The following is a 13,621-nucleotide window of genomic DNA, read 5'->3' as shown; positions in this document are numbered from 1 at the left end:
GATCACTCAGACGCAACACGACGCACTCCCGGGGCCGGTTGTGTGCGGTTTGAGATCGGCACGGCCTTGCGTTGCTCCGCGGCGCCGCGGCGACCGTTGACGGGGATAAGGCGGGGCATCTGCGGTGGCGCCGCGACCGGCACCGACGCGATCTCCAGCGCCATGGAGTTGTCGGTCCAGTCGCCGGGCAGGATGCCGTACAAGGACACGATGCTCTCGACGATCACCTTGACACTGGGGGCGGCCACCCAGCCTGCCGTGGCATAGCCGAAGGTCTCGGCCGTACCCTTGGGCTCGTCGATGGAAACGAGAATGACGAATTTCGGCTCGCTCATCGGAAACATGCCAACAAACGAGCTGATTAGGGCTTTTTGGCGGTAGCCGCCGCGCCCCGGCTTCTCCGCGGTGCCGGTCTTGCCGCCGACTTCGTAGCCCGCAACGTCGGCTTTCCTGCCAGTCCCCTGGATGGCATTCAACCTCAGCAGCTGGCGCATCTGCTCCGACGTCTTGGCCTGGATGACACGGCGGCCTGGCGGGTCGGCGGGGCTGCGCTTGATCAGAGACGGCGCATACAGAATTCCGCCGTTGACCATGGCGGCCGATCCGATTGCCAGATGCAGCGGCGTTACCGAGATCCCATGGCCGAATGCGATCGTCATGGTGTTGATGCGCATCCAGTTTCGGGGAAAAAGCGGGGTCGCGAGCTCGGTGATCTGGGTCTTGAGCGGACTGAGAAAGCCGATCTTCTCCATGAACGCTCGCTGCCCCGCGGGACCGATCACGTCCGCCGCCATCTTGGCTGAAGCGATGTTCGACGAGTACGTGAAGACCTCGGGCACCGTCAGCGGCCGACGCTGCGGATGGTCGTCGTTGATCGTGAAACGGTCGATCTTGATGGGTGACGTCGCGTCGAAGACGCTTTTCAGGGTCACCTTGCCACTGTCGAGCGCCATCGCGGTATTGAAGATTTTGAACGTCGACCCCTGCTCGTAGACGCCAAGGGTTGCGCGGTTGAACAAAGCTTCGCTGGTGATGCTCTTTGCCGCGTTCGCGTCGTAGGTCGGCAGGGACGCCATGGCGAGAATCTCGCCGTTGGTCGCGTCCAGTACGATCGCGGTCGCCCCGATGGCTGAAAACTTCCGGACGACATGGGCGATCTCGCGCTCGACCAGGCGCTGCAAGCGAAGATCGATGGACAGCTGAACCGGCTCGCCGCTCTGCAGTTGCTGGTCGAAGAAGCGCTCGACGCCGCCCAGTCCCGAGTTGTCGATTCCGGCGTACCCGACGACATGCGCCGCAGTCCTGCCCTGGGGGTAAATGCGGCGTTCTTCCGCCTGGAAGTCCAGCCCGGGTATGCCGAGACCATTGACGGCATGGTGCTCGCGCGGACTCAGGCCGCGCTTGATCCATACGAATGTCCTGTCGGCGTCGAGCTTCTCCTTCATCTCGTCATAGGCCAGATCGGGCAAGGCACCGGCGAGCTGGCGCGCCGCCTCGTGCGTGTCGAGCAGAAGATGGGGATTCACGAACGCCGACATCACCGGAATGGACGTGGCGAGCACGATGCCGTTGCGATCGACGATGTCGGCACGGTCCGACTGGATCGATCCACCGCGCGCGGCAACCCGCTGGGTCGGCTCGCCGCTGTCGCGCAACAGCGACACATAGCCCATGCGCAAGGCGACGGCGACGAACACCATCGAGAAGAGCGCCGACGCGAGAACGAGGCGTTGCCGCGCGGTTTCCTGCGCGTCGCCCTTCAATCGCTCCTTCGCGGAGCCGTAACGCGCGCCGGCCGCCGCGTTGGTCGCGGCGGCCGGTCGAGGCGAGGCAGATTTCCGCCACAGCCTCACCGACGATCCCCTTCATTTCGCGAGAGGATTTCGTCGATCGAGGCGGCAGCGGTCTGGCCTTCGCCAGCCGGACCCGTTGTTACCGGCTCTTGTAAGCTGGCCGGTCGAGGGGGCGTCGTGGGCCCGGAAGAACGCCTGGAAAGGGGTGCGGAGGCCGGCGAGGGGCTGCCGGCCTCCGCTGCGACGCGGGCACCACCGGGCAATACCGACGAGGGGACGTCGTTGCCCGTGCGTGGGGGGGAAGGGAGTGGTGCTTCGCGCCGCGGGGACGAATCTTGCTGCTTGAGGGACTCGAGCCGCACGACCTGCTTGATCGCCGTCTGCTCGAGCTTGAGGTGGGTCTGGGCCAGGCGCTCGATACGCTCGGCCTCGTTCAGGTGCGCCCATTCGATCTTGAGGATCTGGGTCGCCTTCTGGCTTTCGACGATCTTCTGGTTGGTGCGATCGATGCGCTCCTCGAGGTCCTGCACCCTGTACTTCACGGTGAACAGGCCCACCGCAGTGACCACGGCGGCGACCGACCAGAAGAAGAGCCCGCGATGGATCACGCGGCACCGCCGATTTTCTCCGCCACGCGCAGGCGCGCGGAGCGCGCGCGGGGGTTGGCCACGATCTCGGCGTCGGACGGCAGCACGGGCTTGCGCGTGAGATCACGCAGCGTCGCAAGCCGGCCATCGCGCGGCGGCTCGTGGCGGGACGGCGCGGGCGTGCGGCCGGAACGCGCTCGCACGAACTCCTTCACTGCGCGGTCCTCGAGCGAATGGAACGACACCACGGCGATCCGCCCGCCCGGGGCGAGCACTTGCTCAGCCGCTACGAGACCACGCTCGAGCTCGCCCAGTTCGTCGTTGACGGCGATGCGCAGCGCCTGGAAGACGCGCGTCGCCGGATCGCTGTCGTCGCGCGCCAACGGGCCGACGGCGCGGCGGACGATTTCCGCCAGTTCACCGGTCGTCTCGATGCGCTTCCGCTCACGTTGCTCGACGATGGCCCGCGCCACACGGCGGCTCTTCCGCTCCTCGCCGTAGCGCCAGAAGATGTCGGCCAGTTCCGTCTCGTCAGCTTCATTCACGAGGTCGGCTGCGGAGGGGCCGCGCTTCTCCATGCGCATGTCCAGCGGACCCGAGGCGCGGAAGGAGAAACCGCGCCCGGCCTGATCGAATTGCATGGAAGATACGCCGAGATCGAGGGCAACGCCGTCGACGTCGTCCACGCGCTCGGCCGACAGAAGTTCGCCCATGTCGCCAAACCGTCCCTCGACCAGACGCAGCCGTGGCGCGTACCGGTCGACCAGCTCCCGGCCCGCGGCAATGGCGTCGGGGTCGCGATCGATGGCGATCACCTGGCATCGTGCGCGTTCGAGCAGCGCCGCGGCATATCCGCCGGCTCCGAACGTGCCGTCGAGATAGCGCCCACCGTCGCGTGGATCGAGCGCATCGACCACTTCGTGGACCATCACGGGGACATGACGCGCGCTCATGCGTCGCCTCCGTCGAGCCCACGTACGAACGCGGCCATGCGCTCGCGGTCGGCCTCGCGGCGCGCTCGCCAGCGCCCGGGATTCCACAGCTGGAACTTGTCGCCCTTGCCGACCAGCATCACGCCATCGTCGGCGTCGATGACTTCGGCAAAGTCGGCCGGCAGCGAGAAGCGGCCGTCGGGCTCCATCGGAATCGTGCGGGCACTGGCCGACAGATAGCCGGCGGGATCGAAGGCCTCGTCGTCGAGCGCAGCCTTCAAGGATCCCTTGGGGCCCAGCGCTTCGACTCGCAAGCGATCGAGCATGGCATCGAAACCGCAGCGCGAGTTGCCGTTCACCACGCCCGGCAGGTTCGGCGAGTGATAGAGGACGAAAGCGCCCCGGTCGTCCGCCGGCAGCTCATCGCGGAAAGCGGCCGGGAGAAGCACCCGGCCCTTCTTGTCGAGCTTGATCAGGATTTCGGACCGGAACGCCAACGGCCCTCTCCCCCTGCATCCCGCCGCAGGTGCCCCACGCCCCTGCTTTATCCGTTACACGGGATGTAATGGGATATCATGGGAATTTCCGGGATGCAATTACCAAGTCGAGGATTCTTTCAAGAATCTGAATGAATTAGACACAATACTTATGGCACATCCGCGAAACGATACCTCAATAGGTTGATAGAAAGAGTCAGACGGCCTGTAAGCCGGGTTCTGTCCCCACCCAAGCGAACCTGGACGGGAGATGGCCATTCCTCTGGGATGCCCGTTGCCGAACACCTCGCGCGACCGACCCGGACGACGGCGCGGAAACCCGCGTGCCGGTTTCCCGGCGTGCCGTCCCTATTTGGTCTTGCTCCCGGTGGGGTTTGCCGTGCCGCTCCCGTTGCCGGTCGCGCGGTGGGCTCTTACCCCACCGTTTCACCCTTGCCGATCCGATCACCCAAGGGCGAAGCGGACAGGCGGTCTGTTCTCTGTGGCACTTTCCCTGGGGTCGCCCCCGCCGGCCGTTAGCCGGCACCGTGTTTCCGTGGAGCCCGGACTTTCCTCACCCGGACGGTTGCCCATCCAAGCGCAGCCATCCGGCCGTCTGACCCGGGCGTTAGCTAAGCCCGCTCCCCGGCCTGGTCAAGCAGGTCGGCCAGCAATGCCCGGCATTCTTCGTCGACCACGCCATCGACCCGACCAGGCCGGTAGTGACGCTGGAAGGCTCGAGCGATGTCTGCCCGGCTTGCCTCGACGGGCGGCGCATAGCCGAACCGCTGCAGCGCCTCCTGGAAGTCGCCGGCGACCGGCCGATCGCTCGGGTGCGGCCACAGTCCAAGCCCCTCTCCCGCCAACCGGCGCCACGGGAATCGCAGTCCGGGATCGATCTTGCGCTCGGGGGCGATGTCGGAATGGCCGACGACGTTCCGTGGCACGATCGCGGGATGGCGGGCGACGATGCCTCGGCAGAGTGCGACAAGGGCTGCGATCTGGCCTTCCGGATAGTCGTGCCGGTCGCCGTGAAGGTTGACGATCTCGATGCCGATCGACGTGGCGTTGAGCGCTTCGCGACCGCGCCACCAGGATTTTCCGGCGTGCCAGGCCACGCGGTCCTCGGGGACCAGACGATAGACCGCCTGGTCCTCGGCCAGCACGTAGTGTGCGCTGACGCGGTGCGCGCGCGCCGGGTCGCACAGGACGTCGAGCGATTGGCGCAACGGCAGCTCGGTGTAGTGCAGTACCAGCACGTCGACGACGGCACCGGCGGCGCGCATCGCCGCGTTGGGCGAGGGATGCTCGACGATCCTCATGCCGCGACCAGTCCACGCTCGCGCTTCAGCCGGTCGTAGGCGGCGTTGATCAGTGCGAGCTTGCGATTGGCGACGGCGACGGCCTCGTCGGGCAGGCCCCGCGCGATCAGCCGGTCGGGATGATGCGCCTTGACCTGACGCAGCCAGCCCTCGCGGATCTGCTCGTCGGTCGCCAGCGGATCGATGCCCAGGATCGTGCACGCCTCGCACTCCATCACGCCCAGCGCCGCCGCCCTGGCGCGCTCGAACCGCGCGCTGTCGAGGCCGAAGATGCGGGCCACCTCGGCCAGATATTCCACCTCGGGAGCGCCCAAGGCGCCGTCGGCGCGTGCAATGTCGAACAACCCCTCGAGGACGTTCTCGAGGATTTCGGGCGCGTCCGGAAATAGGGCCGCCACCTGGCGGGCATAGGTCTCGAAGCCGGCCGAGTCGCGCTTGGCGAGATCGAAGAAGCGCTCGACGTTGCGTTCCTCGCCAGGCGGCACCTGGAAGAACGAGCGGAAGGCCTCGACCTCGGTGTGTGTAACCTCTCCGTCGACCTTCGCCATCTTCGCGCCGAGCGCGATGACGCCGATGGTGAAGCCGATCTGGCGCAGGCCGGGATGCGCGTCGTCGTCGCCGGCCGTCGCACCGAGGCCCAGCAGCGAAGCCAGCGATTCACCGCTGGCGAGTCGGGAAATGCCCTCGACGATCCTGTCCCAGACTTGCATCGCACCGCCGTTACAGCATCAGCGAGCCGACGGCCACCCCCGCGAGCAGCAGCAGCGCGAGCCTGCGATAGAACCGCTCGCTCGCCATCGGAAACAGGCGCTCGCCGAGCAGGCCGCCGATCACGACGGCGGGCGCGAGAAAGAGCGCTTCGATCATCGTGGTCCATCCGACCAGATCGCGCGCCAGGAACACCACCACGGCCGCCAGGTCGATGAAGACGAAGTATGTCGTCAGATTGGCCCGCACTCGTGTCGGCGTCTCCGAACCGGCCAAGTAGTAGAACGCGATGGGCGGTCCGGCCATGCCGGAAAGGCCGTTGAGAAAGCCGCTGCTCAAGCCCGTCCCCAGCGTCGCTGCGACGTGCGGCTTGCCGCGATAGCGCCAGCCGCTGGCCAGCAAGGCCACCGCGCCGAGCACGATGGCGGAGATCGCCCAGCGCATCGGCTCGGGATCGAGCCGTGTCAGCAGGAAGTTGCCGGCCGGCACGCCTACGGTCGCAGCCGCCAGGATGAGGCCGATGCGCCGCCAGTCGACGTAGCGCAACGCCCTGGGGAGCAGAGGAAGCGCCACTGCGACTTCCAGCAGCAGGCAAAGCGCAACCCCGACTGCCGGCCCGTAAAGCGCGGAGAAGACCGGCGTCATGAGCATGGCGGCGCCGAAGCCGGCGAAGCCCCGCACCAGGCCTGCGATGACTGCGACGGAAGCGGCGATCGCGAACGTGGCGGTCAGCAGGTCGGGCATTCGTCGGCCGCACGCTACCATTGGCGACGGCCGGCGCAGCCATCATATAATGCAGGCCATGCCCTCGAAGAATTTGGCGATATCGGCCGTGCCGCTTCACATGCCGTTCGTCCAGCGGCGGCCGGAGACCGTCGGCGGCAAGCCGTTCAGGCTGGTTTCGGACTACACGCCCGCCGGCGACCAGCCAGAGGCGATCCGGCAGCTGATCGCCGGCGTCGCCGCGGGCGAGAAAGACCAGGTGCTGCTCGGCGTCACCGGCTCGGGCAAGACCTTCACCATGGCCAACGTCATCGCCTCGCAGGCGCGGCCGGCGCTGGTGCTGGCGCCCAACAAGACGCTGGCGGCGCAGCTCTACGGCGAGATGAAGGGCTTCTTCCCTGACAATGCCGTCGAATACTTCGTCTCCTACTACGACTACTACCAGCCCGAAGCCTATGTCCCGCGCACCGACACCTACATCGAGAAGGACTCCTCGATCAACGAGCAGATCGACCGCATGCGCCATTCGGCGACGCGTGCGCTGATGGAGCGCGACGATGTGGTGATCGTCGCCTCGGTTTCCTGCATCTACGGCATCGGGCCGCTGGAGAACTACCAAGCGATGACCTTCCGCCTGCACAAGGGCCAGAAGGTCGATCGGTCCACCCTGCTGCGCCGCTTCGTCGAGCAGCAATACAAGCGCAACGACAACGCTTTCCAGCGCGGCACTTTCCGGGTGCGCGGCGACACCGTCGACCTGTTCCCGGCCCACTACGAGGACAAGGCCTGGCGCATAGAACTGTTCGGCGACGAGATCGATTCGATCACCGAGTTCGACCCGCTGACCGGCGACAAGAGCGCGACCCTCTCCGACATCGTGGTCTATGCCAACAGCCACTACGTGACGCCGCGGCCGACCATGCAGCATGCCATCCAGCAGATAAAGACCGACCTCAAGCAGCGGCTCGACGAATTCAACCGCGCCGGCCGTCTGCTGGAGGCGCAGCGGCTCGAGCAACGTACACTGTTCGACATCGAGATGCTGGAGACCACCGGCGCCTGCGCCGGGATCGAGAACTATTCGCGCTATCTCACCGGCCGTCGCCCCGGAGAACCGCCGCCCACCCTGTTCGAGTATTTCCCGGAGAACTCGCTGCTGATCGTCGACGAGAGCCACGTCACCGTGCCGCAGATCGGCGGCATGTTCCGCGGCGACTTCAACCGCAAGAGCGTGCTCGCCGAGTTCGGTTTCCGCCTGCCTTCGGCGATCGACAACCGGCCGCTGAAGTTCGAGGAATGGGACACGCTGCGTCCGCAAACGACCTTCGTCAGCGCCACACCCGGCCCGTGGGAGATGGAGCGCACGCAGGGCACCTTCATCGAGCAGGTGATCCGCCCGACCGGCCTGATCGATCCCACCGTGATCGTGCGGCCGGTCGAGAAGCAGGTCGACGACCTGATCGCCGAGTGTAGGGACTGCGCCAAGAAGGGCCAGCGCGTGCTGGTCACGGTGCTGACCAAGCGCATGGCCGAGGATCTGGTCGAGTACATGCACGAGGCCGGCGTGCGCTGCCGCTACCTGCACTCCGACATCGACACCCTGGAGCGCATCGAGATCATCCGCGATCTCCGGCTCGGTGCGTTCGACGTGCTGGTCGGCATCAATCTTTTGCGCGAGGGCCTCGACATCCCCGAGTGCGCGCTGGTCGCCATCCTCGACGCCGACAAGGAAGGCTTCCTGCGCTCGCCGACCTCGCTGGTGCAGACGATCGGTCGTGCCGCGCGCAACATCGACGGCCGCGTCATCCTTTATGCCGACAAGACGACCGACTCGATCAAGTACGCGATGAGCGAAACCGAGCGACGGCGCAGGAAGCAGGTCGCTTACAACGAGGCGCACGGCATCACCCCCGCCTCGGTGCGCAAGAACATCGCCGAGATCCTGCAATCGACCGCCGAGCGCGACCACTACACGGTCGACACCGGTGTGTCGGGCGACGTCCATCTCGTCGGCCACAACCTGCGCAGCCACATCGCCGAACTCGAGAAGCGCATGCGCGACGCCGCCGCCAACCTCGAGTTCGAGGAGGCCGCCCGCATCCGCGACGAGATCCGGAGATTGGAGGCCAACGAGCTTGAGCTGCCGGGCCAGGCGATCGCCGCCTCGGCCAACATCAATCTCGGCCGCATGCAGAACAGCCGCGTGTTCCGCGGCGTGCGCACCGGCTCCGGCTCGCGCGGCAAGCCGGCGCGGCGCAGCGGGCGCTAGCGACCGGCGCGCAGAATCATGTCGTAGTCGGCCCGCAGCAGGGCGAACAGCAGGTGGTCCGCCCACTGGCCGTTGATCCGGAGGTATTGGCGCGCCAGCCCTTCCTCGTGGAAGCCGATCTTGGCCAGGACCCCCTTGGACGCCTCGTTGTGCGGCAGACAGGCGGCCTCGAGGCGATGCAGCCGCAACTCGTCGAACACGAACGGCAGCAGCGCCCGCAGCCCGTCGGTCATCAGCCCTCTGCCGGCGAAGGGCTGGCCCATCCAGTAGCCGACGGAGGCGGCCTGCGCGACGCCGCGACGCACGTTGCTGAGGTTGATGCCCCCCACGAGCTGCCGACGGTCGTTGAGGAAAATGAAGAAGCCGTAGGCCTCCCCGGCTCGCCACTCGCGGACCTGCTGACGTAATCTGCGGCGGAAATGATCCCGCGCCAGGGAATCGTCCGGCCAAGTCGGCTCCCAGGGCGTCAGGAAGGCCCGGCTGCGCGCCCTGAGCTCGGCCCATTCGGCCCAGTCTTCCATTGTCGGTGCGCGCAAATACACGCGCCGCCCCGAGACCCGGGTCATTCCCGAAAGGGCGAGCGGCACGTCGGCGAAGCGGAACATCGTGGTCCAATCTTAACGCAGGCACGGAATTGTGACATGTTTCCCGAGGTTTGACGTAGGAAATTGAGACGGTCGGCCGCGCCCGAGAGGCCCGTCCCCCGGCTTGCATTGGCGGGTCCGACGTAACAAGTTCCACCAACCTCCGCGTTTCGGGACGGTCATGGAAAAAGACACCAATTCGAACGTCGGCCAGAAAGGCCGGTTCTACCTCACCAAGAACATCTGGGTTCCGCAGGAGCCCATCGAGAACTTCAATCTCAAGATGTCGGACATGATCCTGCGGCGCATGCCCAAGCTGCCGCTGGGCGGCGACGACGCGATCAAGGCCTTCCCGGTGCTCGCCGAGCTCAAGAAGAGCCACGACAGGATCAAGGCCGACTTGCAGTACCTGCTGAGCCACCACGACGCGATCCCGGCGCTGCACGAGGTCCATCCGCGCGACCTCTATGTGGCCGGTCGGGCTTGGCGGACCTTCCTGCTGAAGATCTGGGGCCACGAGGTCAAGGAGAACACCGCGGCCGTGCCCGACACCTACGAGGCGATCTCGCGCATTCCGGGCGTCCACACGGCGCTGTTCAGCATCTTGCACGGCTACGCCGAGATAGTGCCCCACCGCGGCTCGGCGGCTGGCGTCATCCGCTTCCACTATCCGTTGATCGTGCCGGACGAGCCCGAGAAGTGCTGGATCGAGATCGGCGGGCACCACTTCCACTGGGAGGAAGGTGTCCCGCTGGTGTTCGACGACACGCGCGAGCATTGGGTGAAGAACCAGACCGACCAGACGCGCGTGGTGCTGATCATCGACTTCAATGCCGACATGCCGTTCCCGGTCAATCTCTACACCTCGCTGCGTTACAACCTGATCCGGCACAGCACGGAAGTGCGGACTGTGCGCGACCGCGCCGCCATCGGCGTGCCACCACGCAACAAGGCGATGCAGCCGGTTGACGGCCTGATCAGCCGCGCGCGCAGCGCCACGGTCCCGGCGGAGCGCAAGTAACTCTCGCAGCGCGCCGGCCTCGCTGGCGTGCCTCGCTTCGCCTCGGACCACTACCCCAACCCCGTCGCGGAAATCGCGCAAATCGCGGAAATCGATCTCGGAAACCTCGGAAACCTCGCAAACCTCCGGCGGGGTGTCGCCGGACAATCGACGTCGCGAGCACCCGCTCGAGACGCCCTCAGGGTGGTGTGCCTGCTCTCTGCCGGAATGCGTTGCGCAAACTACGGGAACTGCGCAAACCTCCGGTCACGGGTCGGGAGGACGGGTCGGCGGGCGATTCGCGAAACAGAACGTCGATACGGGAAATCCCGCGCGGCCCTCGCGGCCGGGAGTGGTCATGGTGCTCATGGGCGCATTTTACCTCGACGCGCCCTCACGGACCTAATCGGGTCGATGGATTCGGTCCGATGCCGATGGCATCTGCATCGGAAGGCGATTCGACCCCCCGATTCCGACGCCGGACGCGAATCTGACTCTCTTGGCCTACGCCGCCAGACGCGCGGCGATCCGGTCGAGCGGCTCCAGCTCGCCGATTGGCCCGAGCGCTGCCAGAGTGAGGTCGCTCGCCAGCAAACGGTGCGCAACGCGGCGCACGGCGTCCTGGTCCACCGCCTCGATGCGGGCGACGATCTCGGCATAGGGAATCGGCCGGCCGTGCACGAGCAGATGGCGCGCCGCCTGCTCGCAGCGCGACCCGCTCGATTCGAGGGCCATCAAGGTGCCGGCCTTGATCTGGTTGCGGGCCCGGACCAGTTCGGCTTCGCCCAGCGACGTTGCCACGGCGGCGAACTCCTCGCACACGGCCGGCACGAGTTCGGCCAGGTCGTCTTCGCCGGTTCCCGCGTAGATGCCGAACAGGCCGCCGTCGGCGTAGGCGGCATTGAAGCAATGGATGCCGTAGACGAGACCCCGCTCCTCGCGGATGCGCTGGAACAATCGCGAGGACATGCCGCCGCCGAACAAGGTCGAATAGACGGCGGTCGCATAGTAGTCCGGATCGCGATAGCCGATACCCTGACACCCCAGGACGAGGTGGGCCTGCTCGAGCTCTCGTGCCTCGCGGCCGTCGCCGCCGACGTAGCGCAACGGCGACGGCACGATGGCATTCGCCGGCGTACGCGGCACGGTGCCGAAGTGCCTTTCCGCCAGCTCGACGATGCGGTCGTGCTCCACTCTCCCGGCGGCGGCCAGCACCATGTTGGCGGCGGTGTAGTGCCGGCCGAGGAAGCCGAAGAGGTCGTCGCGGCCGATCGCCTCCACCGACTGGGCCGTCCCGAGCACGGGCCGCCCGAGTGGCTGGCCGGGCAGCGCCGTCACCTGGAACTGGTCGAAGATCAGGTCGTCGGGCGTGTCGAGCGCCTGGCCGATCTCCTGCAAGATGACACCGCGCTCACGTTGCAGCTCGTCCGGGTCGAACACGGAGTTGCGCAGGATGTCGGCGACCAGCTCGACGCCCAGCCCGACATCCTCCTTGAGGACCGAGGCATGGTAGGCAGTGATCTCGCGGCCGGTATAGGCGTTGAGGCTGCCGCCGACATTCTCGATCTCTTCGGCGATGGCGCGGGCGCTGCGCGTGCGCGTGCCCTTGAACGCCATGTGCTCGAGCATGTGTGCCATGCCGTTGAGTTCGGCGCTCTCGTGCCGCGTGCCGCAGGCGACCCAGATGCCGAGCGAAGCCGATTCCACCTCCGGCATCTCGTCCACGGCGACGCGCAAGCCGTTGGAGAGCGTGGTGACCTTGACGTTGCTCATCGGCGCACCCTCCCGGCGGCCGTGCGCGGGCGGCGGTCCGGATTCATGCGGTCGTCGATCATGGCCTTCAGCGCCGCAACGTCGTTGGGCAGGCCGGTCACGCGCTCCGTCCTGTCCATCAGGTCGGCGAGGCGTTCGGGCAGGGCCGGCCGCTCGGCGATGGCGCGCTGCACGGCGTCGGGGAACTTCGCGGGATGCGCGGTAGCGAGCACGACCATGGGAATCGCCGGATCGCGCCGATGGCGTTGGGCCACGGCGTAGCCCACCGCGGTATGCGGATCGAGCGTTTGGCCGAAGCGCTTCCGGCAATCGGCGATGGCGGCGATCGTGCCCTCGTCGTCGAGACGGCCCGCTTCGAACAGGCGCCGCACCGCGCCGAGGGCGTTGGCGCCGACCTTCAGGCTGCCGGTTCGGCGAAACTCCAGCATGGCCTCGGCCAGCGCCTTGCCGTCGCGATCGTAGAGATCGAACAGCAGCCGCTCGAAGTTGCTCGAGATCTGGATGTCCATGCTCGGGCTGAAGGTCGGGACGACCTTCCGCATCGACATCTCGCCCGAGGCGAAGAAGCGCGCGAGGATATCGTTGGTATTGGTCGCGACGACGAAATGCGACACCGGCAAGCCCATGCGCTCGGCGGCGTAGCCGGCGTAGACATTGCCGAAATTGCCGCTCGGAACAGTGAAGGCGACCGGCCGCTCCGGCGCGCCGAGCTTCAGCGCTGCCCAGAAGTAGTAGACGATCTGGGCCATCACGCGCGCGAAGTTGATGGAGTTCACGGCCGTCAAGGCATGCCGGTCACGGAAGGCGAGATCGTTGAAACAGGCCTTGGCGAGGTCCTGGCAATCGTCGAACGTGCCGTCGATGGCGATGTTGTGGACGTTGGGCGCCATCACCGTGGTCATCTGGCGACGCTGGACCTCGCTCACCCGACCGCGCGGATGCAGCATGAAGATGTCGATGGTCCTGCGATCGCGCACGGCCTCGATGGCGGCCGAACCGGTGTCGCCCGACGTCGCGCCGACGATCGTGGCACGCTGCCCCCTGGCGGTCAGCGTGTGATCGAGCATGCGGCCGAGCAGTTGCAGGGCCACGTCCTTGAAGGCGAGCGTCGGCCCATGGAACAGCTCGAGCAGGTGCAAGCCCCCATCGCCCAGCCGCTCGAGCGGTGCCACCTCGCGCGTGTCGAACGACGCATAGGCCTCGCCGATCAGCCGGCGGAAGGTCGGCTCGTCGAAGGCGATCCCGACGAACGGCTGCATTACCTGGAATGCCAGCTCGGCGTAGGAGAGGCCGCGCATCGCCGCGATCTCGGCCTTGGAAAATTGCGGCCATCGCGCCGGCAGGTAGAGGCCGCCATCGCGGGCCAGGCCCGCGAGCATGACCTCCTCGAAGCCGAGCGGCGTCGGGCTCCCGCCCCGGTCCGCGGCCGAGCCGTGGCGTGTGCTGATGTAGTG

The 13,621-nt window shown here is 66.8% G+C and carries 12 protein-coding genes and 1 other RNA gene; 2 read left to right on the top strand and 11 right to left on the bottom strand.

What is annotated here, in order from left to right:
* Nucleotides 1–2 precede the first annotated feature (2 nt).
* The 8 genes from KIT25_07510 to KIT25_07475 form a co-directional block, all read right to left on the bottom strand.
* Nucleotides 3–1,853: a penicillin-binding protein 2 gene (locus tag KIT25_07510; protein UYN96767.1), complete on the bottom strand. Its 1,851-nt coding sequence runs from the start codon at nt 1,851–1,853 to the stop codon at nt 3–5.
* On the bottom strand, nt 1,850–2,401 hold the full coding sequence (locus tag KIT25_07505) for a cell division protein FtsL (GenBank protein UYN96766.1): 552 nt from the start codon (nt 2,399–2,401) through the stop codon (nt 1,850–1,852). Before KIT25_07505 ends, KIT25_07510 begins: the two co-directional genes overlap by 4 nt.
* Nucleotides 2,398–3,333: a 16S rRNA (cytosine(1402)-N(4))-methyltransferase RsmH gene (gene rsmH / locus KIT25_07500; protein UYN96765.1), complete on the bottom strand. Its 936-nt coding sequence runs from the start codon at nt 3,331–3,333 to the stop codon at nt 2,398–2,400. Before rsmH ends, KIT25_07505 begins: the two co-directional genes overlap by 4 nt.
* Nucleotides 3,330–3,809 carry a hypothetical protein gene (locus KIT25_07495; GenBank protein ID UYN96764.1) on the bottom strand — a complete coding sequence of 160 codons (480 nt, stop codon included), beginning with the start codon at nt 3,807–3,809 and terminating at the stop codon, nt 3,330–3,332. The genes rsmH and KIT25_07495 overlap by 4 nt, the downstream gene beginning before the upstream one ends.
* Before the next feature lie 192 nt (nt 3,810–4,001).
* An RNA gene (gene rnpB, locus KIT25_07490) (RNase P RNA component class A) lies at nt 4,002–4,408 on the bottom strand.
* A 12-nt stretch (nt 4,409–4,420) separates the two neighbouring features.
* The gene (locus KIT25_07485; protein ID UYN96763.1) at nt 4,421–5,110 is read right to left on the bottom strand and encodes an N-acetylmuramoyl-L-alanine amidase; all 690 of its coding nucleotides are present in this window, start codon (nt 5,108–5,110) and stop codon (nt 4,421–4,423) included.
* A complete protein-coding gene (locus KIT25_07480) occupies nt 5,107–5,820 on the bottom strand; it encodes a TerB family tellurite resistance protein (GenBank protein UYN96762.1) in 714 nt (237 codons plus the stop codon). Before KIT25_07480 ends, KIT25_07485 begins: the two co-directional genes overlap by 4 nt.
* 10 nt (nt 5,821–5,830) lie before the next feature.
* Entirely contained in the window at nt 5,831–6,562 is a 732-nt protein-coding gene (locus tag KIT25_07475) for a sulfite exporter TauE/SafE family protein (GenBank protein UYN96761.1), read from the bottom strand.
* Between the two features lie 100 nt (nt 6,563–6,662).
* Here KIT25_07475 and uvrB point away from each other — a divergent pair, with 100 nt between their 5' ends.
* Nucleotides 6,663–8,810 (top strand): excinuclease ABC subunit UvrB, encoded by a 2,148-nt coding sequence (gene uvrB / locus KIT25_07470; protein UYN97857.1) that lies wholly within the window; start codon nt 6,663–6,665, stop codon nt 8,808–8,810.
* Here the strand turns inward: uvrB and KIT25_07465 are convergent.
* A complete protein-coding gene (locus KIT25_07465; GenBank protein ID UYN96760.1) occupies nt 8,807–9,415 on the bottom strand; it encodes a GNAT family N-acetyltransferase in 609 nt (202 codons plus the stop codon). The genes uvrB and KIT25_07465 overlap by 4 nt on opposite strands.
* Nucleotides 9,416–9,575: 160 nt before the next feature.
* Between KIT25_07465 and KIT25_07460 the strand changes: the two genes are divergently transcribed.
* Nucleotides 9,576–10,415, top strand: coding sequence for an aspartyl/asparaginyl beta-hydroxylase domain-containing protein (locus KIT25_07460; GenBank protein ID UYN96759.1), 840 nt, complete (start codon nt 9,576–9,578; stop codon nt 10,413–10,415).
* A 483-nt stretch (nt 10,416–10,898) separates the two neighbouring features.
* On the opposite strand, the gene KIT25_07455 is transcribed toward KIT25_07460, so the two are convergent.
* Together KIT25_07455 and KIT25_07450 are read right to left on the bottom strand one after the other, a co-directional pair.
* Nucleotides 10,899–12,167 (bottom strand): insulinase family protein, encoded by a 1,269-nt coding sequence (locus KIT25_07455; protein ID UYN96758.1) that lies wholly within the window; start codon nt 12,165–12,167, stop codon nt 10,899–10,901.
* A complete protein-coding gene (locus KIT25_07450) occupies nt 12,164–13,615 on the bottom strand; it encodes a threonine synthase (GenBank protein ID UYN97856.1) in 1,452 nt (483 codons plus the stop codon). The genes KIT25_07455 and KIT25_07450 overlap by 4 nt, the downstream gene beginning before the upstream one ends.
* Nucleotides 13,616–13,621 lie beyond the last annotated feature (6 nt).

It is taken from the genome of Enhydrobacter sp. (assembly GCA_025808875.1).
Classification (GTDB): domain Bacteria; phylum Pseudomonadota; class Alphaproteobacteria; order Reyranellales; family Reyranellaceae; genus Reyranella.
This window is presented reverse-complemented; position numbering and strand designations above follow the sequence as displayed.